Origin of the sequence: Microbacterium thalassium, from assembly GCF_014208045.1 — a bacterium.
GTDB classification, from domain to species: domain Bacteria; phylum Actinomycetota; class Actinomycetes; order Actinomycetales; family Microbacteriaceae; genus Microbacterium; species Microbacterium thalassium.
The window spans coordinates 1,138,312-1,163,559 of sequence record NZ_JACHML010000001.1; the positions used below are offsets into that span (position 1 = coordinate 1,138,312).

Consider the following 25,248-nt stretch of genomic DNA (forward strand, 5'->3'; position numbering starts at 1 on the left):
GGCGGCTATCCGGCCGGCGCGCCCACCAGAGCCGTGGTCCGCGGGCCGACCCCGAGCGCCGCGGCGGCGCGCAGCTGGTCGGCCGTGTCGACGTCGCGGCGCAGGGTCGAACCCGGCGGCACGTCGAGCGCGACGCACCCGAGGGCGCGATGCCGCGCGAACGAGTCGGCGCCGAAGGCCGCGTCCCACGGGACTGTGGCGCGGGCGGTGACGAGCGTCGAGCCCGTCCTCTCGGCATCCGCCACCACGCCGCGATCGACGGATGCCGCCTGGCGCAGCGCCTCCGCGAGATCCCGAGGGCGCAGCGAGGGCAGGTCGCCCAGCAGCGCGGCGCGCGGCATCCGCTCGCCGGCGACGTCCGCGCCCGCGGCGATGGCCTCGTTCAGCCCCCGGGCGTCGCCTTCCGGGACGAAGCGGAGCCCTGGGATGTCGTGCGCGTGCAGCGGCAGCGCTGCGTCGTCGGTCACGACGTACACCTGGGCGACATCGTCGCATGCGGCGGCCGCGGCGATCGTGTCGAGGGCGATCGCACGCGCCAGCTCCCGTCGGTCGACGCCGCCGGCGTCCAGGCGCGACTTGCCGATCGCCGGTGACTTCACCGGGACGACGACAGCCCACGATCCCGGCGCCGACTCCGGCGTCACGCGCCGAACCGCTCCCGCAGGCGCGGCAGGATCTCGGCGCCGTAGCGGCGCAGGAACGCCTCCTGGTCGTGGCCCGGGTCGTGGAACACCAGGTGCCGGAAGCCGAGCTCCACGTACCACGCGATGCGCTCCACGTGCTCGTCGGGGTCATCGGACACGATGAAGCGGGATGCCGTCCGTTCCAGGGGCAGCTCCTCGCCGAGTCGCTGCATCTCGATCGGGTCGTCGACGCCCATCTTCTCGTCGGGCGTGAGGGCGAGTGGCGCCCAGAAGCGCGTCTTCTCCATCGCGTGCTCGATCGTGTCGTCGAGCGACACCTTGATCTCCATCAGCGTGTCGATCGCGTCGGGCGCGCGGCCCGCCTTCTCGAGGCCCTCGTGCAGCGCCGGCATGAGGGTGTCGGTGTACAGCTCGCGCTTCTTGCCGCTGGTGGTGATGAAGCCGTCGGCGATGCGGCCCGCCAGGCGCGTGGCGGCCGGCCCTGCCGCCCCGATGTAGATCGGCACGGGCTGGTCGAGCTTGTCGTAGATGGTGACGTTCTTGGCGTGGTAGAAGTTGCCGTCGAAGGTCACGCGATCCTCGGACCACAGCCGGCGGATGAGGGTGATGGCCTCCTTCAGACGCTGGAAGCGCTCGGGCGGATCGGGCCACGTGATGCCGAGGTTCTTCTCGTTGAGGGCCTCGCCGGTGCCGACGCCGAGGATCACGCGCCCCGGGTTCAGCACGCCGAGGGTGGCGAAGTCCTGCGCGACGACGGTCGGGTTGTAGCGGAACGTCGGCGTCAGCACCGAGGTTCCGATGAGCACCTTCGACGTGCGCGCGCCGAGCGCGCCGAGCCACGGAATGGATGCGGGCGCGTGCCCGCCCTCGTGCAGCCACGGCTGCAGGTGGTCTGAGATGAAGACCGAATCGAACCCGACCTCCTCCGCGAGGACGGCGTAGTCCAGCAGCTCGCCGGGGCCGAACTGCTCGGCCGAGGCCTTGTACCCGAATCGGATCGGAACGCTCATGATGCTCCCTTCTCGGCGCCCGCGGCAGCGAGCGCGAACTCGGATCCGTCCGCGCGCGCGAGCCGCGCGCGGAACGCGTCGACGGTGCCGGGCCACAGCAGCGTCAGCCGCCCCGACCGGTCGTCGACGTACCAGTTGCGGCATCCGCCGGTCATCCAGGGGGTGGATGCCGCGGCCTCCGCGATCTCGTCGGTGTAGGCCGCCTCGGCGGCGGGGTCGACGCGCAGCGGCTCACCAGACCGGTCGCGGTGCACGAGGCACCGCACGGTGTACGCCGCCTGCTCCTCGATCATCAGCACCGAGGAGTTGTGGCCGAGGGCCGCGTTGGGGCCGTCGAGGACGAACATGTTCGGGAAGCCCGACACCACCGTCGACCCGAACGCGGTCATTCCCTCCGCCCAGTGCTCGTCGAGCGTGACGTTCTCCTCGCCGACGACCAGCTCGGCGTACGGCTGGCGCGTGGTGGCGAACCCCGTGGCGAGCACGAGCGCGTCGACCTCGTGCCGCGCCCCGGTCGCCGAGACCAGCGTGCGCCCGTCGACCCCGGCGAGCGCGGAGGACTCGAGGGTCACCGCGGGCGATGAGACGGCGGGGTAGAAGTCGTCCGAGAGGAGCACGCGCTTGCAGCCGAAGGCGTAGCCCGGTGTCAGCGCGGCACGCAGCTGCGGATCGGCCACCTGCGCGGCGAGGTGGTCTTCGGCGACGGCACGGGCCGCGGCCGCGGCATCCGCATCCCCCGACCGCGATGCGAAGCGGGCCTCGCCCTCGGCATACAGCTGCGCGCGCAGCCGCGCCAGCTCGCCCGGATGCGCGGCGAACCGCTCGCGGTCGGCGTCCGTGTAGGGGCGTGCGTCGCGCGGGACGATCCACGCGGGAGTCCGCTGGAACAGGGTGACGTGCGCCGCCGTGCGGGCCAGCTCGGGTACGAGCTGGACGGCGCTGGCGCCCGTGCCGACGACGCCGATGCGGGCGCCGGCGAGTTCGGCGGAGTGGTCCCAGCGCGCCGAGTGGAAGATCGGGCCGGGGAAGGACTCGAGCCCGGGAAGATCGGGGATCGACGGCTCGGTGAGCCGGCCGCACGCGAGCACGAGGACGTCGGCCGACAGCGCGCCGCGCGACGTCTCGAGGCGCCATACGCCCCATTCGTCGTCCCACTGCGCACCCGTCAGGGCGGTGCCCAGGCGCAGGCGGTCGTCGAGCCGCTCGGCGTCGACGATGGACTGCAGGTACCGGTGGATCTCGTCGCCGCGCGCGAACAGGCCGGACCAGTGCGGGTTCGGGTGGCTCGCGAACCCGTAGAGGTGTGCGGGCACGTCGCACGCGACCCCCGGGTAGGTGTTGTCGCGCCACGTGCCGCCGACGGAGGAGCCCCGCTCGAGGATCGCGAAGTCGTCGCGCCCCGCCCGTCGCAGCGCGATCGCCATGCCGAGGCCGGCGAAGCCCGCGCCGACGATCGCGACCTCGACGTGCGCGGTCATCGCTGCGCTCCGACGTCGCGGTAGTCGGTGGTGCGCAGGCGGAACGGCCGGAACAGTCGCGCGGCGATCGCGCGCGCGGCCTCGACCGGCAGCTCCTGCCCGTGCTCGATGCCGGCCTCGGGCTTGACGCGCCCGTCCAGAAGCGTGCCGCCCAGGTCGTCGCCTCCCGCCTGGAGCAGCGTGGCCGCGACGTCCCGGCCGACGCGGGTCCACGGGATCTGGACGTGCGGGATGCTGCCCGACAGCATGAGCCGAGACACGGCGACCATCGCGCGGTGCTCGTCGACCGGCTCGCGTCCGGCGACCAGCGGCACGCCGCCGGCGGGACCGGGCAGGGGGATCGGCACGAACTCCGTGAAGCCGCCGGTGCGACTCTGGATGCGGCGCAGCATCCGCAGATGGGTCACGCGTTCGTCGGCGGTCTCGACGTGGCCGTAGAAGAGCACCGACGTGGTGCGGAACCCTGCTTCGTGGACGGCCCGGATGCCGTCGCTCCAGCGCGCGATGTCGAGGTCGTCCGGAGCGACGAGGCGCCGGACGCGCTCGCTGAGCACCTTCACGCCCGTGCCGGGCATGGTGTCGACGCCGGCGTCGCGCAGTTCGGCGAGAGCCTGCTCGAGGCCGATGCCGGCGCGGTCGGCGAGGTCCCACACGTCCTGCGGGCGGTACGCGTGGAGGTGGATGTCGGGGGCCGCGTCCGTGATGGCGCGTGCGATGTCGGCGTACGCGTGCGGTGACACCGTCTCGTCCAGGCGTCCTTGCACGCAGATCTCGGTCGCGCCGAGGTCGACCGCGTCGCGCGCGACGGCGGCGGCGTCGGCGAGCGTGAACTCGTGGGGAGCGGCCGGCGCTCCCGTCGTGAAGCCCGAGGACGTGAGGTTGCGGTTGACCACCAGCGAGACGGCTTCGCCGACGGTGTAGCGGCGAACGTCGTCGGCGGTCTCGACCACGGTCTCGAGGCCGGTTCCGGTGGCGGTCAGCAGCTCCGCCCATTCGGCGTCGTCGAGGGCCAGCGGATCCGCGGCGGCGCGCTCGGCCAGGCGGCGGATCGACCGATCGGCGGATGCCGCGGGCCGCGCGGGTGCCGTCGCGTGCCGTCGGCCGGACGCGGCCGCCAGCCCCGTCGCCGGATCCGCGAGGGCGGCGACCGGCGCGTGCATGGCGGGATCCAGCCACGTGTCGGCATCCGCCACGTACTCCGGATGAGCGGTGAGGCGCTCGCGGAGCTCGAAGCCGAGCTCCGCGGTGAGATGCGCGAGGTCGTCGACGTGCGGCCACGGCCGCTCGGGGTTCACGTGGTCGGCGGTCAGCGGCGACACCCCGCCCCAGTCGTCGGCGCCCGCGCGCACCAGCAGGCCGAACTCGCCCGGGTCCGACAGGTTCGGCGGAACCTGGATGCGCATGCGCGGACCCATGACCAGGCGCGCGACGGCGACGGCGGCGACGTACTCGCGGAGCTCGGCATCGGGGGAGCCCTGCATCGCGGTGCGGGGCTTGGCGCGGAAGTTCTGGACGATGACCTCCTGCACGTGCCCGTGCCGCTCGTGGGCGTCGCGGATCGCGACGAGCGATTCGGCGCGATCGCGCACGGTTTCGCCGATCCCGACGAGGATGCCGGTCGTGAACGGCACGCGGGCGCGGCCGGCGTCCTCGATGACGCCCAGCCGCACGGCCGGGTCCTTGTCGGGGGAGCCGTAGTGCACCTGGCCGGGCTCGTCGAACAGGCGGCGCGAGGTGGTCTCGAGCATCATCCCCATCGACGGGGCCGTGGGGCGCAGCGTGCGCAGTTCGTCCTCGCTCATGACGCCGGGGTTGAGGTGCGCGAGCATGCCGGTCTCGGCGGTGATCAGCCGCGCGACGTGGGCGACGTAGTCGAGCGTCGATGCGAAGCCGTGCTCGTCGAGCCATGCGCGCGCCTCGGGCCAGCGGTCCTCGGGGCGGTCGCCGAGCGTCAGCAGCGCCTCCTTGCAGCCCATCGCCTGCCCCTGCCGCACGACCGAGAGCACCTGCTCGGGCGACATGTAGGCGGGCTTGTGCTTCTTCAGCAGCTGATTGGGGGTGTCGACGAAGACGCAGTAGTGGCAGCGATCGCGGCACAGCGTCGTCAGCGGCACGAACACCTTGCGCGAGTAGGTGATCACGCCCGGCCGACCGGAGGCGGCGAGTCCGGCGTCGCGCATCGCCGAGGCGGCGTCGAGCAGGGCGTCGAACGCCGGGCCGTCGGCGGTCAGCAGCGTCGCGGCCTCGGTCGCGCCGATCCCCTCGCCCGCGGTGGCGCGGGCCAGGATCCGGAGCGGATCGCGTTCTGCCGTGTGCGGCGGGTCGAGCAGGGGCACCGCTCCAGTCTTCCACCGCCGGGCCGTGCGGGCGTCGTGCGATCGTTGCGTTCCTGTGAGCAAAGCGGCCCACGGCCGCGTGCGCGCGCTGGCAGACTATGACCATGGTGACGCTGATGCTCGACTCCACACGGCTGGAGGTCGTGCTGTCGGGCGCCGAGAAGGCGATGACATTCCGCAAGAAGAATGTCGAGGTCGAGCGATCCGCCATCTCGAAGATCCAGCTGGTGGACGACGCGTGGACGTGGCTGCGCGGCATCCCGAACCCCGGCACGCATCTGCGCGGCGTGGTGGCGATGGGCCTGTGGCGATCGGCCACCGCCGACGACTTCGTCATCGTCCGCCGTCACCGGCAGGCCGTCGTCATCGACCTGACGGGGCACCCCGAATTCCAGCGGATCCTGCTCACGACCCGTCACGGACTCGAGCTCGTCAAGGCGCTGCGCATGGACGTCGACGACCGCACGCCGACGGACGTCGTCGACATCGTCGCCGACGCCGCGCAGGCATAGGCGCACGCCGCGTCAGCTGACGTCGCGCCGCCAGCTCACGAGGTAGCCGAGGACGAGCAGCACCACCGCGTACCCGAGCAGCACGAGGCCGCCGATCCACCACTCGAGCGAACTCCCGGTCGTCCCCGGCATGCTCGTGAACACGCTCGCCCCCACGAGCGCGTCGCTCGCCGCGCCCGGGAGGTACTGGGTGACGGTGTTGAGGCCCTCGACGAAGGCGCCGGCGGCCCGGCCGACCGGCTCCAGGAACTGCGTGAACACCAGCACGATCACGATCGCCCCGACCTGGTTGCGCACGAGCGCGCCCACCCCGACCCCGACGAGGACCCACAGCACCGAGGCCAGCATCATGCGTCCGAGCAGGGCCCACGTGTCGGAGGAGCCGAGCTCGGTGTCGAGGCCGAACGCCGCGAGGAAGGCCGCGCCGGGGCCGACGGAGGCCACGATCCCGGCGATGCCGTACACGACGCCCATCCCGACGCCGACGACGACCTTCGCGAGCATCACCAGGCCGCGGCGTGGCGTCGCGAGGAACGTCGCCGTGAGGGTCTTGTGCCGGAACTCCCCGGTGACCATCAGCGTTCCGATCAGCAGCGGGAAGACGTAGCCGATCGACATGCCCGCCGAGTAGAGGACCGGCGGCAGCGCCTCGGCGGGGATCTCGGCACCCGTCGTGCCGCCGGGCAGGTTGCCGGTCGCCGACGCGGCGAAGACGGCGCCGAGTATTCCGGCGGTGAAGGCGACGTACGCGACGAACACCACGATCAGCACCCACCACATGGCGGTGCCGAACTGCTTGGTCGTCTCGGAGCGGGTCGCGGTGGCCAGGCTCATCGCTCGTCACCTCCCTCGTGCGGCTCGCCGTCGGCTGGGGCCGGCTCCTCTGGGTCGGCCGCAGCGTCGGACTCGTCGTCCGCGGGCGACGGACCGGCGTCGAACGACGCGAAGAACCGGTCGGCCTCTTCGTCGGCCTCGGTCTTGACGAACGACTCCCACGGTCGATCGTCGGAGGGAGCGGATGCCGGCGGCGACTCGCCGTCCGGCACGGGTTCGGGTTCGGGCTCCGGCTCGGCCCCGGCCTCTGGAGCGAACTCCGGCTGGGGCTCCGGCTCCGGTTCAGACTCGGCTGGTGAACCGAACTCCGGCTCGGGCTCCGGTTCGGCTTCGGCTTCCGGGGCGGGCTCCGGCTCGGGTTCGGCTTCCGGGGCGGGCTCCGGCTCGGGTTCGGCTTCCGGGGCGAACGCCGGTTCGGGCTCCGGCTCGGCTTCGGCTTCGGCTTCGGCTTCCGGAGCGAACTCCGGCTGCGGTTCGGGCTCAGGTTCGGGTTCGGGAGCGGGCTCCGATTCCGGTTCGGGTTCGGGTTCGGGTTCGGGTTCGGGTGCCGGCTCCGATTCCGGCTCGTCCGCCACCCCCGGTTCCAGGTCGGCCGCCTCGGCCGGGGCGGCTTCAGCATCCGCCTCGGCGACCTCGGCGACCGCAGCGGTCCCCTCGAGGTCCTCCTCGGCCGCGGGCCCTTCGGCCGCGGCGGCACCCGGCGCGCCGGACGCGCTCTCGTGCACGCGCGTGCCGTTGACGAGCTCGAGGAAGACCTCTTCGAGCGCGGGCCCGCGTCTCTGCAGGAGCGACAGCGCGACGCCGGCCGACGCGGCGACGGCTCCGACCTCGGCGGTGGTCAGGCCCGGCACGACGAGCCCGGAGCGCAGCAGGTCGAACGACACGTCCGCGTCGCCCAGCGCGGCCGACAGCGCCGCGCGGTCGGGGGCGTCGACGACCGTCGCGTATTCGTCGGCGGCGGCCAGTTCGTCGATGCCGCCGGTGAACACGAGGCGGCCGCCCGAGATGATCAGCAGCGAGTCGACGGTCTGCTGGACCTCGGCGAGCAGGTGGGAAGACACCAGGACCGTTCGTCCCTCGCGCGCGAGCTGACGCAGGAACCCGCGCATCCAGCGGATGCCCTCGGGATCGAGGCCGTTGGCGGGCTCGTCGAGCACCAGCACCCCCGGGTCGCCCAGCAGAGCGTAGGCGAGCCCCAGGCGCTGGCGCATGCCGAGCGAGAACCCGCCGATCTTGCGCCCCGCGGCGTCCGCCAGTCCCACCAGTCCCAGCACCTCGTCCACGCGCGAGACCGGGATCCCGCCCGCGTGCGCGTACGCCGTGAGGTGCGTCGTCGCCGTGTGACCGGGGTGGTAGCTCGAGGCCTCGAGAACGGCGCCGACGGTGCGCAGCGGGTGCCGCAGCTTCGCGTAGGGCGCGCCGCCGATCGTGGCCGAGCCCGCGGTCGCGCGGATGAGCCCGAGCAGCACGCGCAGCGTCGTGGTCTTGCCGGCGCCGTTCGGGCCGAGGAACCCGGTCACCAGGCCCGGCTCGACGCGCGCGGTGAACTCCGAGACCGCCGTGATCGACCCGAACCGCTTCGTGACGCCGGAGAACTCGAGAGTCTGTCCGTCTGGCATGCGAACCTCTCGTCGTCAGGAGCTGTTCCCACCATCCTGGCCCACGACGCCTCGCACGTCCCGGATTCGCGCGCGGCGGGTAACGTGGCGAACGTGACCGTCGATGACGAACCCCGCGTCCTGGCCCGCACCCGCGGCGGGATCGGGCATCTCACCCTCAACCGTCCGCGGGCCATCAACGCCCTCGATCTCGGCATGGTCCGGGATGTCATCGCGGCGCTGGACGCGTGGGAGACCGATCCCGAGGTCGACCTCGTCCTGCTGGACGGCGCCGGCGAGCGCGGGCTGTGCGCGGGCGGAGACGTCCGCGGTCTCGCCGAGCTCATCCGCGCGGGCCGGCCCGAGGAGACGTCGGTGTTCTTCCGCGCCGAGTACGCGATGAACGCGCGCATCGCGGAGTACCCGAAGCCGATCGTCGCGATCGCCGACGGCATCACGATGGGCGGCGGCATCGGCCTCGCCGGCCACGCGGCGATCCGCGTCGTGACCGAGCGGTCGCGCCTGGCGATGCCCGAGACGCGCATCGGCCTGACGCCGGACGTCGGGGGGAGCCTGCTGCTGGCGCGCGCGCCCGGGCGGCTCGGCGAGTACCTCGCCCTGACCGGTGCCGTGATGGACGCAGCGGATGCCGTCTACGCCGGCTTCGCCGACCACCTCGTGCCCTCCGAGCACCTCGAGGCCCTGCGCGACGCTCTCGAGACCCGTGCCGATCCGTCCAGCCCCACAGAGCTTGTGCTGCTGTTCGACGAGAGCCCCGAGCCGTCGGCGCTCGAGGCGGCGCGCTCCTGGATCGACGACGCCTTCTCGGCCGACACCGTGGCCGAGATCGTCGAGCGGCTGAAGGCGCGCGATGAGCCCGAGGCCCACGGCGCGGCCGAGACGCTGGCCGAGCTGTCGCCGACGTCGCTCACCGTGACCCTCGCCGCCGTGCGTGCTGCCCGCGGGCTGTCGGGCCTGCGCGCGGCGCTCGAGCAGGAGTACGGGCTCGTCATGTGGTTCGCCTCCACGCAGCCCGACCTCGTCGAGGGCATCCGCGCGCAGCTCATCGACAAGGACCGCTCCCCGGCGTGGCAGCCCGCCTCCATCGCGGATGTGGAGCAGGATGCCGCGCAGCGCGCTCTCCGACACGTGCCGGAGACCCCGCTCTGGGGGTGAGGACGATGGCCGATCGGCAGGAGCTGCGACGACGGTACTCCGTCGGGCTGGCGATCGACTGGTTCTTCTTCGTGTTCGCCGGCGTCGCCGCCGTGTGGCTGGCCTACCTGGGCCTGACGACCACCTTCCAGGTGGGGTGGTGGGGGTTCCTGGTCGCGGTCGTCTTCTGGGTGCTGCTGGCCTACCTCGTGCTCCCGCGCCTGCATCGGATCCTCACCACGATCTACGTGCCGCACTACTTCATCGGCCGGGCGCGCACGAGCGACGGGCTTCTCGGCGATCCCGTGAACCTCGCGGTCCTCGGGACCTACGAGCAGCTCGACGCCGCGATGAGCGCGGCCGGGTGGACGCGTGCCGACCCGGTGACGCTGGCGTCGTCGTGGCGCATCATCACCTCCACCGTCACGCGCCGCAGCTACGACGAGGCCCCGGTCAGTCCGCTGTTCCTCTTCGAGCGGAAGCAAGACGTCGCCTACCAGAAGGAGGTCGACGGCAACCCCGCCAAGCGCCACCACGTGCGCTTCTGGAAGTGCCCGGAGGACTGGCCGCTGCCCGGCGGCCACCGCGTCGACTGGCTGGCCGCCGGCACGTTCGACACCGCGGTCGGGCTGTCGCTGTTCACACTGCAGTTCACGCACCGCATCGACGCGAACACCGACATCGAGCGCGACTTCATCGTCCGGACCGTGCGCGAGGCGGACGAGCGCGTGCAGCTCGAGGTCATCGAGGACTTCTCCACCGGCTACCACGCGCGCAACGGCGGCGGCGACAGCATCCGCACCGACGGCGATCTGCCGATCCTCGATCTGCGGGAGGTGAGCGCATGACCGACGCGCCCGGCAAGCGTCCGGCGTTCGAGCCCGCGGCCCAGCTGATCGCCCGGACCGAGTACGACCCCGGGATGAAGCGGCCGCCGGCCACCACCGCGGGCGCGGTCATCCTCCTGCTGCGCGCGGCGGCGGGAGCGCTGTGGGTGGCCACCGTGGCGGGCCTGTGGCCGGAACTCGTCGCGAGCGTCGACCTCGGTCTCATCGAGGCCGGCGCCGACGCGCTCGGGGCCGCGATGTGGCTGTTCGTCGCGATCGGAGCGACCGTCATCGCTGCGGACATCGTGCTCGCCGTGCTCATCCTGCGCGGCTGGAACTGGCCGCGCGTTCTCGTGATGTCGTGGGCGACCGCCTTCATCGTCTCGGCCTTCATCGGCTGGTGGTTCTCGGACGAGGTCGTCTCGATCGAGACGACGCTGCTGTCGATCGGCCTGGACGTCCTGCTGCTCCTCGCGCTGTCGAGCCGCGAGGCCGCGGCCTACGCACGGCGTGGTGAGCGTCGCGCGGCGCCGGCGGACGAGGGCGCGGACACGGGCCGATAGCCTGGAGCCGGCCGATTCCGGCCGAGGGGAGTGAGCCGTGTTCGACAGTCCGCTGTCGGCGTCCGCCTACGACGTGCTCGGCGTCGCTCCGGATGCCGACGACGAGGCCCTGCGCCGCGCCTACCGGCTGCGGCAGCGTGCGACCCACCCCGACACCGGCGGCGACGCCGCCGCGTTCATCCAGGTGCAGCGCGCGTGGGAGCTCGTCGGCACGCCCGAGGCGCGCGCCGCGTACGACCGCGGACACGGCTTCGGCGCGGCCGCTCCTGCGGAGTGGTCGCCGTGGCAGGCGCCGCGCACGCCGGCGCGCGACACCCGCCCCCGTGCCCGCTCGCACGGCCATCCCGGCGGCTGGCGCCGCGAGCGCTACCTCGCGCTCATCCGGGAGTGGGCCGGCCGCGGCGTCGAACTCGAGGACCCGTACGACCCGGCGCTCGTGCGTTCGGCGCCTCACGCGGTCCGCCGTCTGCTGGCGGATGCGCTCGCCGAAGAGGCGACGGCCCGCATCGTCTCGGACCTCGGCATGGGCTACACGGTGTGGCACGACGTCGAGGCGATGGGCCGCGGCGGGAGCCAGGACGACAAGCTCGACCACATCGTGCTGGGGCCGAGCGGTCTCTACGGCGTGCTGTCCGAGGACTTCGGCGGGCCGGTGCGCGTACGACGCGGCGAACTCGTCGGCGACGGCGTCGGCGAGCCGCCGATCGCGGGGCTGCTCGCCCGCATGCGCGTCATCGCCCGCGCCGCCGGCGTGCGGTTCAGCGGCGCCATCGTGGTGCTCCCCGACGAGGACGTCCTCGACCAGGTCGACGAGCTCGGCAGGGTGCGCGGGATGCCGGTGGCCGTCGTCGCCCGCAGCGCGCTGTCGACCGTGCTGCGTCGCGGCATCACGGGCGTGCGCGACATCGGCGGCAACGAGGTGTTCGACGTGCGCACGCGGCTGCAGCGCGTCGTGCGCTTCGTGTGACGCGAACTCAGTCGGCGAGGCCGAACAGCACGAGCGGGTGCGTCAGGCGCCACCATGCCGTCGGGCCCTCGACGTCCTGCGAGAGGGTGAGCGAGACCGACGTGGTGTCCAGCGGGCCGTCGACCGTCAGCACCCCGACCTGATCCCCGGCGGTGCGGCTGTCTCCGAGATCGAAGTCCGTCGTCACGGTGCCCGAGCCGCCGTTCCACAGGATCACCGAGGCATCGCCGGTCGAGATGATGTCGACCTGCTCGCCCCACCGCGTCTCGACGGTGCCCGCGATCGTGCCGGCCGTCACCGACGGCTGGGGCTGCAGCTCGGCCTCGAGCTGCGTGTACAGCTCGCGGGAGGCCGCCAGACGCGCCTTGTCGCTCGCCTGTCCGACGACCGAGGCGTACAGCCGCACGGTCGTCTCGCCGATCGTGACGTCCTTGGCGGACAGCAGCGACCATGTGTCGAGCGTGCCGGTCTTGACGCCGACCACTCCGTCGTCGGCGAGGAGCCCGTTGGTGTTGGTGACCGTTCCGGCCCCCGGGAGATCGACCTTCTTCTTCGCCACGATCTCGGCGATGACCGGATTGGCGAGCGCCTTCTTCGCGAGGGCGATGAGCGCTTCCGGCGTCGCCTTGTTGGCCGAGTCGATCCCCGTCGGCTCGACGACCGTGATGCCGGGCACGCCATGGGTGGACAGCCATGAATTGGCGGCCGACGCGTACACGGCGTCCGTGGGCCACAGCGTGTTCGCGAGACGGTCGGCGTAGTTGTTCGCCGAGCCGATCAGCATCCCCTCCAGCATCTGGTACTGCGTGAGCTTCCCGCCCACGGGCACGTCCAGCGCCGACTCGCCGCGGTTGCGGTAGTTCCAGTAGGCCAGGGTGTCGTTGTAGCCGAACCAGTAGTCGGGGCCGTCCTCGCCGACCGAGAGAGGCATCTCGTCGAGCACCACCAGCGCGGTCACGAGCTTCGTGATGCTCGCGATCGAGGCTCGCGCGTCGTCCGACGACTCCGTTCCGCGGATCCCCGCGACCGCGATCGCGGCGTCGCCCTTCGCCGGCCACGCCGGCTCGGTGACGGCGGCCGGGATGGGGGTCACCTCGTCGGCCGCGATCGTCGGCTCGATCGCGTGCAGCGGCCACAGCAGGGCCGTGAGCGCGTATGCCACCACCAGCATGAGACCGATGGCCGTCGGCACCAGGACGCCCGGGCGCAGCAGCGTGCGTCGCGGGCGACGATCGAGCAGCCCCCCCGACATGAGCATCGGCGTCGTGATGGGGCGCGGAGTCAGCGTCCGCTCGTCGAGCCAGGCCAGCGCGACAGATCGCTCGCCGGCGTCGTCGTCTGTCGTGTCCGGCGAGGGCTGCGGCTCGTCGTCGGTGGTGTCGGTCGGCCCCGGGACGTCGGCGTCGGGCACGGGAGGCTCCGGGCTCGCAGGCTCGTCGGACAGCACGACGGTCGGCTCGGCCGCCGTGCGGTCGATCTCCGTGCTCTGCTCTGCCGTGCTCTCGTCAGGCGCCACCACTGCCGTCCCCCCGAAGTCGATCGGCGCGGTCAGAGTACCGCGTGCACGGGCGTCGCGGCGTGACAGGGGCGGGGCGTCGTCGACAGTCACCATACGAAAATACCTTGCCCGCGGGGCTATACTCGCACCCACAGAAACCACGGGAGTCCGGTGTGCCGGGCTGAGAGGAAGCGAACCGCGCTTCGACCGTCGAACCTGATCCGGATCATGCCGGCGCAGGGAGGAGTCATATGAACACGTCTGCATCCACGTCCGCCCCCGCGAAGGGCACGGTGTCCGCGCGTCCGCGCAGCCTGCGCTGGAGGGTCGTCGACATCGTCGTCGCCAGCGTCATCGGCGTCGCCTCGGGCCTGATCTTCCTGCTGTGGAACGTCGGCTACCTCGGGCCCTCGGCGCTGCTCGAACCGCTGCTGCCGGGTCTGCAGGGCCTGCTCGACGGCCCCTGGCTCTTCGCCGGCGTCCTGGGCGCGCTGATCATCCGCAAACCCGGTGCGGCGATCTACACCGAGACCCTCGCCGCGGTGGTCTCGGCGCTCGTCGGCAACCAGTGGGGTGGCTTCCTGACCCTCGAAGCCGGTCTCGTGCAGGGCCTGGGCGCCGAGCTGGTGTTCCTGCTGTTCCTCTACCGGCGGTGGACGCTGCCGGTGGCGATGCTCGCGGGCGTCGGCGCCGCGCTGTTCGGCGCCGTCAACAACCTGATCCTCTGGTACGTCGGCGCCGACACGGTCTTCACCGTCGTGTACCTCGTCAGCGCTGCGGTGTCGGGTGCGGTGGTCGCCGGTCTGCTGTCGTGGCTGCTCGCACGCGGCCTCGCGGCGACGGGGGCGCTGGACCGCTTCGCCTCCGGGCGCGAGGTCCGCGAGCGCGTCTGAGCGCGTGAGCACGCAGGAGCCCCGCGCCGCGGCCGTCGAAGCGCGCGATTGGGGCTGGAGGCACGCGTCACGGCGCGCGTGGGCGCTGCGGGGCGTGGACTTCCGGATCGAGGCGGGCGAGCGCGTGCTGCTGCTCGGCGCATCCGGCTCCGGCAAGTCGACGCTCCTGCACGCGCTCGCGGGCGTGCTCGGCGGTGACGAGGAGGGCGAGTCGCACGGCGAGGTCCTCGTCGACGGGATGCCGGCGACCGCGGCGCGCGGGCGGGCGGGGCTGGTCCTGCAGGACCCGGACGCGCAGGTGGTCCTCGCTCGCGCGGGCGACGACGTCGCGTTCGGGTGCGAGAACCTCGGAGTGCCGCGCGCCGAGATCTGGCCGCGCGTGCGCGACGCGCTCGACGCCGTCGGTCTCGACGTGCCGCTGGACCGCGAGACCAAGGCGCTCTCGGGCGGTCAGAAGCAGCGGCTCGCGCTCGCGGGCGCGCTCGCGATGCGGCCGGGCCTGATCCTGCTCGACGAGCCCACCGCCAACCTCGACCCCGACGGGGTCGAGGAGGTGCGCGACGCGGTCGGCGCCATGCTCCAGACGCACCCGGCCACGCTCGTGGTCGTCGAGCACCGCGTGGACGTGTGGCTCCCGCTCGTGACCCGCGTGATTGTGCTCGGGCCCGACGGCGTGATCGCCGACGGAGCCCCCGACGACGTGCTCCGCCGGCAGGGCGAGCGCCTGGCGGCCGCGGGGGTGTGGGTGCCCGGCATCCCGCCCGCCCAGCCGCCTCCGCCCGCCATCGCGCCGGGGGAGCGACTGCTGGCCGCCCGCGACCTCGCGGTCCAGCGCGTCGCGGGCCACCCGGTCGCATCGGGCATCGACGTCGAGGTGCGCGCGGGTTCGGCGCTCGCGATCCGGGGGCCCAACGGCGTCGGCAAGTCGACGCTCGGGCTCACCCTCGCCGGGCTCCTGCCGCCGGCATCGGGCGACCTCGCGGCGACCACGGCGCTCGCCGGCGACCTCGGGCCATCGCCGGTGAGCTGGAAGTCGCGGCACCTGCTCACGCGCATCGGCACCGTCTTCCAGGATCCCGAGCACCAGCTGCTCTCGCGCACCGTGCGCGAGGAGCTCGAGGTCGGGCCGCGTGCCCTGCGCCTCGGCGCCGACGAGACGCGCCGGCGGGTCGAGGAACTGCTCGAACGGCTGCGCCTGGCACATCTCGCGGCCGCCAACCCGTACACGCTGTCGGGCGGCGAGAAGCGCCGCCTGACGGTGGCGGCGGCGCTCGCCACGCGCCCGCGCGTGCTGGTCCTGGACGAACCGACGTTCGGGCAGGACGCGCGGACGTGGGGCGAACTCGTGGCGCTGCTCGCGAGTCTCCGCGACGACGGGGCGGCGATCGTCGCGGTGACGCACGACCGCGACGTCGTCTCGGCCCTTCGCGCCCAGACGCTCGAGCTCGCGGGCGGATCGTCATGACGCTGCTCGATTCCCGCGCCCGCGTCGGCGCCGTCGCCGAGATCAACCCGGTCGCCAAGCTGGGCGCCGCAGCGCTCATCGCCGTCCCGCTCGTCTTCACCCTCGACGTCGTGTCGGCGGCGGTTGCACTTGCGCTCGAGCTGGTGCTCATCCCGTTCGCGGGACTCGGCTGGCGGGAGTTCTGGGCGCGCACGTGGCCGGTGTGGCTTGCGGCTCCGCTGACCGGCGTCACGATCGCGCTGTACGGGCAGGCTTCCGGGCAGGTCTACGTGGAATGGCTGGCGGTCCGCGTCAGCGAGGGCTCGCTGCTGCTGGCGGCCGCGACGACGCTTCGCGTGCTCGCGATCGCCCTGCCCTCGGTGGTGCTTTTCGTGACGGTCGACCCGACCGACCTCGCCGACGGGCTCGCCCAGGTGCTGAAGCTGCCGGCGCGGTTCGTGCTCGGAGCCCTGGCGGGGCTGCGCATGGTGGGGCTCTTCCTCGACGACTGGCGGGCGCTCGAGCTCGCACGGCGCGCGCGCGGCGTCGCCGATCGCGGCCGCATCCGCCGGTTCGTCGGCATGGCCTTCGCGCTCCTCGTCCTCTCCATCCGCCGTGGGGCGAAGCTCGCCACCGCGATGGAGGCCCGCGGATTCGGCGCGCCCGGTCCGCGCACATGGGCCCGCGAGTCGAGATTCGGGGCGCGCGAGTTCCTGCTGCTCGCCATCGGCGCCGCGATCGCCGCCGTCGCCGTCGGCGCCGCGATCGCCGCCGGGACCTGGAACCTGATCCTCGGGCCCGGCTGACCGGCATCCGTCCTCTTCGGTAGCATCCGGGCAGGACGAGAGGCGGATCGATGACGAGCACGTGCACGCACCTGGACACGATCCGCGACGTCACGCCGTCCGCCGAGGGGTGCGAGGAGTGCCTGCGCGTCGGCGGCCGCTGGGTGCACCTGCGCATCTGCATGGCCTGCGGGCACGTCGGATGCTGCGACAACTCCCCCGGCAAGCACGCGACGGCGCATTGGCGCGAGCACGACGACCACCCGATCGTGCGGTCGTTCGAGCCGGGGGAGACGTGGTGGTGGTGCTACCCGCAGCAGCTCCTGTTCGAGATCGAGGGCGCGCAGCCCTTTCGTCCGGCGGAATGAGCGGCCGGGGGCGAGGGGTTCCGCCTGCTCGCCGTGCTGGATAGTCTGACCCGCAAGCTGGGGCTTTCGCGCGGTGTGCGCCGCGCTTCGGACGAGGGAGACGTCGTGCCCGACCGGGGACTGATTCTGCTCATCATCGAGAACGAGGGCGTCTCGGACCGGCTGTCGGCCATCCTCGAGGAGAACAGCTACGAGGTGCGCACCGCCACCGGCGCGGTCGACGACACGATGGCGGCGCTGCGCAGCTCGCCCGACCTGATCGTCGTCGGCGCATACCTCGGCCAGGTCGACGCCTTCGCGCTGGTCGACGGGCTGCGCGCGACGCCCGAGGCCGAGGATCTTCCGGTGGTGTTCGTGGCGGCCGAGGACGACGCCGACACGCGGGTGCGCGGGCTCGAGACGGGCGACGACCTGATCGTCACGCCGCTGGACGCGCGCGAGGTGCTCACGCGCATCGAACGTCAGGTGACCGTGTCGAAGGTGCGCCTGGCGCTGAAGGAATCCGAGGCGAAGTTCCGCTCGGTCATGGAATCGGCGATCGACGCCATCATCTCCGCCGACGCCGAGGGCATCATCCGCAGCTGGAACACGGCGGCCGCCGCCCTCTTCGGTCGCAGTGAAGAGGAGGCCGTGGGCCAGCGGCTCGAGCTGATCATCCCCGACCGCTTCCACGAGGCCCACCGCATCGGCGTCCACCGCGTCACGTCGGGTGGCGAGACCCACGTGATCGGTCAGACCGTCGAGCTCGCCGCCGTCCGCGCCGACGGCTCGGAGTTCCCCATCGAGCTGTCGCTGGCGACGTGGTTCCTCGACGAGGACCGCTACTACACGGGCATCATCCGCGACATCTCGGAGCGCAAGCAGGCCGAGCAGAAGTTCCGGTCGGTCACCGAGTCCGCGATCGACGCGATCATCTCGGCCGACCACACCGGCTGCATCGTGTCGTGGAACTCGGCGGCCACCCGCATCCTCGGCCACACCGAAGAGGACGCGGTGGGCAAGAAGCTCGAGTTCATCATCCCCGAGCGCTACCAGGACCTGCACCGTGCCGGCATGAAGCGCTACACCGAGACCGGCGATCCGCACGTGATCGGGACCACGGTCGAGCTGTCGGCGATCACCAAAGCCGGTGACGAGATCCCGATCGAGCTGTCGCTGTCGACGTGGACCGTGCGCGAGGACCGCTACTACACCGGCATCCTGCGCGACATCGCCGAGCGCAAGGCGGCCGAGGAGGCGCTGCGGCTGAGCGAGCAGGAGCTGCGCGAGAAGAGCGAGGAGCTCGGCCGCAAGAACGCCGAGCTGCAGGACACCCTCGAGCGCATCGGCCAGATGCAGGACCAGCTCGTGCTGCAGGAGAAGATGGCCTCGCTCGGCAAGCTCAGCGCCGGGATGGCCCACGAGATCAACAACCCCGCGGCTGCGGCGCAGCGCGGAGCCGCGCAGGCGATCGCGATCTTCTCGAAGCTGCAGCAGGCACAGCTGAGTCTGGGCTCGCTCGGCGTCTACGAGGCGAAGCTCAAGCGGCTCTCGCGCCTCGACCGGCTGGCGGCGGAGCGGGCGCGCGACCCGCTGTCGATCAGCGCGCTCGAACGCAGCGACCGCGAGATGGACATCGAGGACTGGCTCGACGAGCGGGGCATCGACGACAGCGGCGAACTCGCGCCCGCTCTGGTCGCTCTCGGCCTCTCGAAGGACGGCATCGCCGAGCTCGAAGAGGGCTTCACCGCCGACGAGTTCGACGTCATCGCGCCGTGGCTCGGCTACAAGCACATGATCTACAACCTGCTGGCCGAGATCACGATCGGGACGAACCGCATCGTCGAGCTCGTCAAGGCGCTCAAGACCTACACGTACATGGACCAGGCGCCGGTGCAGGACGTCGACGTGCGCGCGGGGCTCGAGAACACCCTGATCATCCTGCACAACAAGCTCAAGCGCGGCGTGACGGTGGTGCGCGAGTACGCCGACGACCTGCCGAAGATCCAGGCGTTCGCGAGCGAGCTCAACCAGGTGTGGACGAACCTCATCGACAACGCGATCGACGCCATGGGCGGCGAGGGGACGCTCGTCGTGCGGGCGCGGCGCGTCGACGACTGGGTCGAGGTGCAGATCCAGGACGACGGCCCCGGCATCCCGGGCGAGAACGTCTCGCGGATCTTCGACCCGTTCTTCACGACCAAGCCCCCCGGCGAGGGGACCGGCCTGGGTCTCAACATCTCGCACAACATCATCGTCCAGAAGCACCGGGGCGAGATCACCGTGATGAGCGAGCCGGGCGCGACGTGCTTCTGCGTGCGGCTGCCGATCGGCCAGAACCCGGCCGATGAGGGGTGACGGCATGGTCAAGCCCGTCATCTTCAGCGTCGACGACGAGCCCCATGTCCTCGGCGCCATCGCCCGCGACCTGCAGGCCCGCTACCGCGCGGACTTCCGCATCGTCCGCGCCGGGTCCGGGGCGGAGGCCCTCGAGGCGGCCGGTGAGCTGAAGCGCCGCGGGACGCCGGTCGCGCTGTTCCTGGTCGACCAGCGGATGCCGGGGATGAGCGGCACCGAGTTCCTCGCGGAGGCGATCGCCCTCTATCCCGATGCCAAGCGCGTTCTCCTCACCGCCTACGCCGACACCGATGCGGCGATCGCGAGCATCAACACCATCGACCTGGACTACTACCTGCTCAAGCCGTGGGATCCGCCCGAGGAGCGCCTCTACCCGGTGCTCGACGAGCTGCTGGGCGACTGGCGGGCCAACGTCCCCGTCGGGTACGACGGCATCCGGGTCGCCGGGACGCTGTGGTCGCCGAGGACACACGCCGTGAAGGACTTCCTCGCCCGCGGGCAGATCCCCTATCAGTGGCTCGACATCGAGAAGGACGCCCAGGCCGCCGCGATGGTCGACGCCTCGTCCGGCGACCAGGTGCGGCTGCCGGTGGTCTTCTTCCCCGACGGCACGATGCTCGCCGACCCGCCCCTGCCCGAACTGGCCGAGAAGGTGGGACTGCGTGCGCCCGCGCAGCAGCCGTTCTACGACCTGATCGTCGTCGGCGCGGGGCCCGCGGGACTCGCCGCCGGCGTGTACGGGGCGTCCGAGGGTCTGCGCACCGTCGTCATCGAGCGCGAGGTGGCGGGCGGTCAGGCCGGCACCAGCTCGCGCATCGAGAACTACCTGGGCTTCCCCAACGGGATCTCCGGCGCCGACCTCGCGCGGCGCGCCGCCACGCAGGCGAAGCGGCTCGGTGCAGAGCTCATGGCGGCCGCCGAGGTCACCGCCGTGCGGGTGGACGGCGACTACAAGATCGTCACGCTCGACGACGGCACCGAGCTGCGCTGCCACGCGCTGGTGCTCGCCACGGGCGTCAAGGTCCGCACCCTGGACGTCCCCGGCGCGGAGCGGCTGCAGGGCGCGTCGCTGTACTACGGGGCGGCCGCGTCCGAGGCGGCGGCGTACGCGGACAAGCACGTCATGGTCGTCGGCGGTGCGAACTCGGCCGGTCAGGGGGCGATGTTCCTGTCGCGCTACGCCGCTCAGGTGGACATCCTGGTGCGCGGCGACTCGCTCGCCCACAGCATGTCGCGCTACCTCATCGACCAGATCGAGGCGGAGCCCAACATCACGGTGCGCCCGTACACCCGCGTCACCGAGCTCATCGGCGACGATCACCTCGAGCGCGTGAAGGTGTGCGATGTGCGCACGGAGGGTGAGACCGAGGAGCCCGCCGACGCCATGTTCGTCTTCATCGGCGCGGTCCCGTGCACGGGGATCGTCGACGGACTGGTCCAGACGCTGGACGGATTCGTGCTGACCGGACAGGACCTCATGAAAGAGGGGCGGCGGCCGCAGGGCTGGACGCCCGCGCGCGATCCCTTCCTCCTCGAGACCTCGGTGCCGGGCATCTTCGCCGCGGGCGACGTGCGGCACGATGTCATGAGGCGCGTCGCGTCGGCCGTCGGCGAGGGGGCCGTCGCGGTGAGCCTGGTGCACAAGTACCTGCAGACGGTGTGACCTGATACGCGGTCCCGCGTATGCTGGGACTCGATCCCGCAGGTCGGCTCATGCCGGCCGGAGTTCGAAGGAGAACGCATGGACATCACGGGCGCATCCGCCCTCGTCACCGGAGGGGCCAGCGGGCTGGGCTTCGCGACGGCGCAGCGACTCGCCGATGCGGGCGCCGCCGTCACGATCGTCGACCTTCCCACCTCGGCCGGAGCGGAGGCCGCCGCCGCGTTCGGCGGCACGTTCGCCGCCGCCGACGTCACCGACCCCGATCAGGTCGCCGCCGCGGTCGAGGTCGCCGCGGCCTCCGGTCCGCTGCGCGTCGTCGTCAGCTGCGCCGGCATCGGCCAGCCCGCCAAGGTGCTCGACCGCGAGGGGGCTCCGACGCCGCTGGCGGAGTTCGAGCGGATCGTCCGCATCAACCTGATCGGCACGTACAACGTCGTCTCGCAGTCCGCGGCGTCCATGGCGCGGACCGACCCGGCCGGCGACGCGGGCCGCGGGGTCATCGTCAACACCGCCAGCGTCGCGGCGTTCGACGGGCAGATCGGCCAGCCCGGGTACGCGGCCAGCAAGGGCGGCGTGCACGCCATGACGCTGCCGATCGCCCGCGAACTGGCGCGCTACGGCATCCGCGTCGTCACGATCGCGCCCGGCATCATGGAGACCCCCATGCTCAAGGGGCTGCCTCAGGCGGCGCAGGACTCGCTCGGTCAGCAGGTGCCGCATCCGGCCCGCCTCGGGCGGCCGGACGAGTACGCTCGCCTCGTCGCCGCCATCGTCGACAACGACTACCTCAACGGCGAGACGATCCGCCTCGACGGCGCGATCCGCATGGCGCCGAAGTAAGGAGATCCATGAGCGACGCGATCCTGCTCACCGTCGACGACGGCCTGGCACGGCTGACCCTCAACCGGCCGCAGCGCCTCAACGCCTTCAACATCGACCTCGCCCACGCGTGGGCCGAGAAGACCGTGGAGGCGACGAGCCGCACCGACGTCGGGGCGATCCTGCTCGACGCGGCCGGCCCGGCGTTCTGCGCCGGCGGCGACGTCACCGACATGGCCTCGAAGATGGGCTCCGGCAGCGACATCGACCGGCTCGCCGGCGTCATCAACACCGGCATCCGCGCCCTCACCGAGTCGGCGGTCCCCGTCGTCGCGGCCGCGCACGGCACGACCGCGGGCGGGGGCCTCGGCATCCTGATGTGCAGCGACTACGCCGTCGTCGGCGAGGACTCGCGCATCGGCAGCCTGTACGCCAACATCGGGCTCACGCCCGACCTGTCGGTCTCCGCGCAGCTGGCCCGCGCAGTCGGCGAGCGACGCGCGCTGCAGCTCGTGCTGCAGGACCGCTTGCTGTCGGCATCCGAAGCGCTCGACTGGGGTCTGGTCGCCGAGGTCGTGGCGCCGGATGCCGTGAAGACCCGCGCCGAGGAGATCGCCCGCGGCTGGCTCGCCGGCGCGTACGGCGCCTACGGGCAGGCGAAGCGGCTGATCCGCTCGCAGCCGTCGCGCTCGTTCGCCGACCAGCTCGCCGAAGAGGCCCGTTCCATCGGGGCCGCCTTCGACACCCCCGACGCCCAGGCACGCATCGCCGCCTTCGCCGCGGCATCCGCCCGCAGAGCAGCCAAGGAGACCTCATGACCTCTCTCGCCGGTAAGACCATCCTGATGTCGGGCGGCAGCCGCGGCATCGGACTCGCGATCGCCCTGCGCGCCGCCCGTGACGGCGCGAACATCGCGATCCTCGCCAAGACCGATCAGCCGCATCCCAAGCTCGAGGGAACCGTGCACACGGCCGCCGAGCAGATCCGCGCCGCGGGCGGAAACGCTCTGCCGATCGTCGGCGACGTCCGCAACGACAACGACATCACCGCGGCCGTGCTGACGGTGCAGGGCGAGTTCGGCGGCATCGACGTCGTCGTCAACAACGCCAGCGCGATCGACCTGTCGCGTTCGCTCGATCTCGACGCGAAGAAGTACGACCTGATGCAGGACATCAACGTGCGCGGCACCTTCATGCTCTCGCGCACGGCGATCCCCATGCTCAAGGACGCCGAGAACCCGCACATCCTCACGCTCGCCCCGCCGCTGAACCTGTCGCCGAAGTGGCTCGGCGCCCACACCGGCTACACGCTCGCCAAGTACGGCATGACCATGGTGACCCTCGGCATGGCCGCCGAGTTCGCGGCGGACGGCATCGCCGGGAACACCCTGTGGCCGCGCACCACGATCGCGACCGCCGCGGTGCAGTTCTCGCTCGGCGGCGACCGCATGATGAAGGCCAGCCGCACACCCGAGATCTACGCGGATGCCGCCTACGAGGTCATCACGAAGCCGTCGCGCGAGTACACCGGGCAGACGCTCGTCGTCGAGGACGTTCTCGAAGCAGCGGGCGTGACCGACTTCTCGGGATACGCGGCGGTGCCGGGCACGCCGGACGAGGCGCTGTTCCCCGACATCTTCCTGGACTGATCCGCGGTGCGGCGCGGGCTTCGCTCGACCTGACCGGAGCGCCCGGCACCTCATCCGTCTGCCGTGGGGCGTCCGCGCCGGCAGCTCGGCGACGCCGCCGGGCCCCGGCCGGGTTCGAGCGCGGCCGAGACGGAGCGCGCCCGAGACGGAGCGCGGCCGAGACGGAACGTGCGTGTCTGAACCACGCGTGCTGTCGGAACCACGCGCGCGGGTCAGAAGGGTGCGGGGTCGAATTCGGCGTCGGTGGCGAAGTGGACGCCGGATGCCGGATGGGACGGGTATCGGTGGCCGGTCGGGCTCGTCCATTCCAGGATGCCGCCGGGTTGCTGGACGACGGTCCAGGGTGTGTGGTGTTTGAGGGTGTGGTGCCTTCGACACAGGTGTGCGAGGTTGCCGACGTCGGTGGGTCCGCCGAGTGCCCAGTCGCGGGTGTGGTCGAGGTCGCTGCGGGTGGTGGATTGGCGGCATCCGGGGAAGCGGCAGTGCTGGTCGCGGACGGCGAGGTGTCGCCGCATTCTCTTGGTGGGTTCGTAGCGGTCGACGGTGAGGACGGCTCCGGAGATGGGGTGGGTGAGGATGCGGTCCCATCCGGGTGCTCCGGCGGTGAGTTCTCGGGCGGTGTCGGGGTCGATCGGCCCGTGCCCGGCGAGGGTGACGGCGTCGAACGGGTCGTCGACGGGGGAGTCGAGGAGGGTGAGGACCGGGACGGTGACCTGCACGGTCGCGCGGATCGCGCCGAGGCCGGTCTCGCGGGTCCCGGCGTGCGCGGCGGGGTCGGAGGCCAGGAGCAGGTCGGCGAGGATGTCGACGCGGAGTGCGTCGAGGGTGCGGCGGGCGGCGGCGAGGTCGTCGGCGGAGGTGCGGGCCTGGGTGGCGCGTTCCCGCGCATCGTCGGCGTGCAGCCGCGCCCGCACAGGCGCGCTCGGCGCGACAGCATCAGCATCGTCGGCGTGCACCGGCACGGGCTCGTCGAGGCTTGCCTCCGCCTCGCAGCCCTCTGCCGCGGCACCCCCGTTCTCCGCCGGAGCGCCGTGCCTCTGCGCTGACGCGTCGCTGGTGGTCGCGGCGTCACCTTCCACAGCCGCCGCCTCGCGCTCCGCGGTCTTCGCGTGACGTTCCGCCGCGGTCTTCGCCTCACGCTCCGCGGCCTTCGCCTCACGCTCCGCCGCGTGCGCCGCAGCCTTCGCGTCGGCCAGCGCCTGAGCGTCGGCGTCGGCCACGTCGCGGGCCATGCGGGTGACGCGGTCGTAGATGCCATGGATGACGACGGCGGGACCCACGACCTCGAGCGCGGCCATGCCGTCGTCGAGGTCATGCACCCGCACGGATCGCTGGGCCGCCGCCGCGGCGTGGCGTTCGCGGATGGTCTCGTCGAGGAACCACTGCGCGCGACGCTTCGCGACCGGACGCAGCCGGGACGCGGACTCCGCCTCGGCGTAGGGGAGGATGGTCTGCTCGTACTCGGCGAGCAGCTCGGGCTGGTCGATGCGGTCGGCGGCTTCGGCGATGACACGCGCGTGCGCGAGCGAGATGCGCCCCCGCTCGAGGGACGCGACCGTCTCGGGGAACCGGGTGACCAGTCGCTCCGCGTCGCCGAGCTGCCGCTGCACGGTTCGGTCGGAGACCCGCAGGGCCGAAGCGAGGTCCGCCGCCACCGACCGATGCGCGAGCTCGGCGTCGGAGCGGGTCGGCGCGGCATCCGCCCATTCCTGCGCGATGGCGCTCGCCTCAGCGAGCGCCCGCACCTCGCGAGCCTGCAGCGCGGCGATCTGCGCACGGAGCTCGACGACCTCGGACACCACCGGTCGCAGCCGTGCGCCGGCGACCTCAGCGGGTGCCGCCTCCGAGTTCGTCATGGCTCCAGCATGG

The 25,248-nt window shown here is 72.4% G+C and carries 22 protein-coding genes and 1 riboswitch; of the genes, 14 read left to right on the forward strand and 8 right to left on the reverse strand.

Features of this window, described 5'->3' with window-relative positions; genetic code table 11:
• Positions 1-5: 5 nt before the first annotated feature.
• The 4 genes from cofC to cofG are packed head-to-tail and all read right to left on the reverse strand — an operon-like array spanning position 6 to position 5,468.
• Positions 6-644 carry a 2-phospho-L-lactate guanylyltransferase gene (cofC, locus tag HD594_RS05360; RefSeq protein WP_184749967.1) on the reverse strand — a complete coding sequence of 213 codons (639 nt, stop codon included), beginning with the start codon at positions 642-644 and terminating at the stop codon, positions 6-8.
• Positions 641-1,654, reverse strand: a complete 1,014-nt coding sequence (gene fgd / locus HD594_RS05365; RefSeq protein WP_184749968.1) for a glucose-6-phosphate dehydrogenase (coenzyme-F420) — start codon at positions 1,652-1,654, stop codon at positions 641-643. The genes cofC and fgd overlap by 4 nt, the downstream gene beginning before the upstream one ends.
• Positions 1,651-3,132, reverse strand: coding sequence for a flavin-containing monooxygenase (locus HD594_RS05370; protein ID WP_184749969.1), 1,482 nt, complete (start codon positions 3,130-3,132; stop codon positions 1,651-1,653). The genes fgd and HD594_RS05370 overlap by 4 nt, the downstream gene beginning before the upstream one ends.
• Positions 3,129-5,468 carry a 7,8-didemethyl-8-hydroxy-5-deazariboflavin synthase CofG gene (gene cofG, locus HD594_RS05375; protein ID WP_271171313.1) on the reverse strand — a complete coding sequence of 780 codons (2,340 nt, stop codon included), beginning with the start codon at positions 5,466-5,468 and terminating at the stop codon, positions 3,129-3,131. Before cofG ends, HD594_RS05370 begins: the two co-directional genes overlap by 4 nt.
• Before the next feature lie 104 nt (positions 5,469-5,572).
• On the opposite strand from cofG, the gene HD594_RS05380 reads away from it, so the two are divergent.
• Positions 5,573-5,980: a hypothetical protein gene (locus HD594_RS05380; protein WP_184749970.1), complete on the forward strand. Its 408-nt coding sequence runs from the start codon at positions 5,573-5,575 to the stop codon at positions 5,978-5,980.
• Between the two features lie 12 nt (positions 5,981-5,992).
• On the opposite strand, the gene HD594_RS05385 is transcribed toward HD594_RS05380, so the two are convergent.
• Positions 5,993-6,814 (reverse strand): ABC transporter permease subunit, encoded by an 822-nt coding sequence (locus tag HD594_RS05385; protein WP_184749971.1) that lies wholly within the window; start codon positions 6,812-6,814, stop codon positions 5,993-5,995.
• Positions 6,811-8,433, reverse strand: a complete 1,623-nt coding sequence (locus HD594_RS05390) for an ATP-binding cassette domain-containing protein (protein WP_184749972.1) — start codon at positions 8,431-8,433, stop codon at positions 6,811-6,813. The genes HD594_RS05385 and HD594_RS05390 overlap by 4 nt, the downstream gene beginning before the upstream one ends.
• 93 nt (positions 8,434-8,526) lie before the next feature.
• On the opposite strand from HD594_RS05390, the gene HD594_RS05395 reads away from it, so the two are divergent.
• From HD594_RS05395 to HD594_RS05410, 4 genes are read left to right on the forward strand one after another with little or no spacing between them, the layout of a single operon-like run.
• On the forward strand, positions 8,527-9,588 hold the full coding sequence (locus HD594_RS05395; RefSeq protein WP_184749973.1) for an enoyl-CoA hydratase/isomerase family protein: 1,062 nt from the start codon (positions 8,527-8,529) through the stop codon (positions 9,586-9,588).
• Positions 9,589-9,593: 5 nt separating this feature from the next.
• Positions 9,594-10,415, forward strand: a complete 822-nt coding sequence (locus HD594_RS05400) for an LssY C-terminal domain-containing protein (protein ID WP_184749974.1) — start codon at positions 9,594-9,596, stop codon at positions 10,413-10,415.
• Positions 10,412-10,957, forward strand: a complete 546-nt coding sequence (locus HD594_RS05405; RefSeq protein ID WP_184749975.1) for a hypothetical protein — start codon at positions 10,412-10,414, stop codon at positions 10,955-10,957. The genes HD594_RS05400 and HD594_RS05405 overlap by 4 nt, the downstream gene beginning before the upstream one ends.
• Before the next feature lie 37 nt (positions 10,958-10,994).
• Positions 10,995-11,924: a J domain-containing protein gene (locus tag HD594_RS05410; protein ID WP_184749976.1), complete on the forward strand. Its 930-nt coding sequence runs from the start codon at positions 10,995-10,997 to the stop codon at positions 11,922-11,924.
• 7 nt (positions 11,925-11,931) lie between these two features.
• On the opposite strand, the gene HD594_RS05415 is transcribed toward HD594_RS05410, so the two are convergent.
• Entirely contained in the window at positions 11,932-13,443 is a 1,512-nt protein-coding gene (locus HD594_RS05415) for a D-alanyl-D-alanine carboxypeptidase family protein (RefSeq protein ID WP_271171314.1), read from the reverse strand.
• Between the two features lie 129 nt (positions 13,444-13,572).
• Positions 13,573-13,682: riboswitch (TPP riboswitch) on the forward strand.
• Here HD594_RS05415 and HD594_RS05420 point away from each other — a divergent pair.
• The 9 genes from HD594_RS05420 (at position 13,674) to HD594_RS05460 (ending at position 23,379) form a co-directional block, all read left to right on the forward strand.
• A complete protein-coding gene (locus HD594_RS05420; protein WP_184749978.1) occupies positions 13,674-14,315 on the forward strand; it encodes an ECF transporter S component in 642 nt (213 codons plus the stop codon). Its footprint overlaps the riboswitch before it by 9 nt.
• 85 nt (positions 14,316-14,400) lie before the next feature.
• On the forward strand, positions 14,401-15,780 hold the full coding sequence (locus tag HD594_RS05425) for an ABC transporter ATP-binding protein (RefSeq protein ID WP_184752587.1): 1,380 nt from the start codon (positions 14,401-14,403) through the stop codon (positions 15,778-15,780).
• Positions 15,777-16,565: an energy-coupling factor transporter transmembrane component T family protein gene (locus tag HD594_RS05430; protein ID WP_184749979.1), complete on the forward strand. Its 789-nt coding sequence runs from the start codon at positions 15,777-15,779 to the stop codon at positions 16,563-16,565. The genes HD594_RS05425 and HD594_RS05430 overlap by 4 nt, the downstream gene beginning before the upstream one ends.
• Before the next feature lie 50 nt (positions 16,566-16,615).
• Positions 16,616-16,912, forward strand: coding sequence for a UBP-type zinc finger domain-containing protein (locus tag HD594_RS05435; RefSeq protein ID WP_184749980.1), 297 nt, complete (start codon positions 16,616-16,618; stop codon positions 16,910-16,912).
• Between the two features lie 105 nt (positions 16,913-17,017).
• Positions 17,018-19,249, forward strand: coding sequence for a PAS domain S-box protein (locus tag HD594_RS05440; protein ID WP_184749981.1), 2,232 nt, complete (start codon positions 17,018-17,020; stop codon positions 19,247-19,249).
• Between the two features lie 4 nt (positions 19,250-19,253).
• A complete protein-coding gene (locus tag HD594_RS05445; RefSeq protein WP_184749982.1) occupies positions 19,254-20,912 on the forward strand; it encodes an FAD-dependent oxidoreductase in 1,659 nt (552 codons plus the stop codon).
• 78 nt (positions 20,913-20,990) lie between these two features.
• Complete coding sequence (locus HD594_RS05450; protein ID WP_184749983.1) at positions 20,991-21,752, forward strand: SDR family NAD(P)-dependent oxidoreductase; 762 nt, start codon at positions 20,991-20,993, stop codon at positions 21,750-21,752.
• An 8-nt stretch (positions 21,753-21,760) separates the two neighbouring features.
• Positions 21,761-22,549, forward strand: a complete 789-nt coding sequence (locus HD594_RS05455) for an enoyl-CoA hydratase/isomerase family protein (RefSeq protein ID WP_184749984.1) — start codon at positions 21,761-21,763, stop codon at positions 22,547-22,549.
• Positions 22,546-23,379, forward strand: a complete 834-nt coding sequence (locus HD594_RS05460; RefSeq protein WP_184749985.1) for an SDR family oxidoreductase — start codon at positions 22,546-22,548, stop codon at positions 23,377-23,379. The genes HD594_RS05455 and HD594_RS05460 overlap by 4 nt, the downstream gene beginning before the upstream one ends.
• Before the next feature lie 212 nt (positions 23,380-23,591).
• On the opposite strand, the gene HD594_RS05465 is transcribed toward HD594_RS05460, so the two are convergent.
• Positions 23,592-25,235, reverse strand: coding sequence for an HNH endonuclease signature motif containing protein (locus tag HD594_RS05465; RefSeq protein ID WP_184749986.1), 1,644 nt, complete (start codon positions 25,233-25,235; stop codon positions 23,592-23,594).
• Positions 25,236-25,248: the final 13 nt, after the last annotated feature.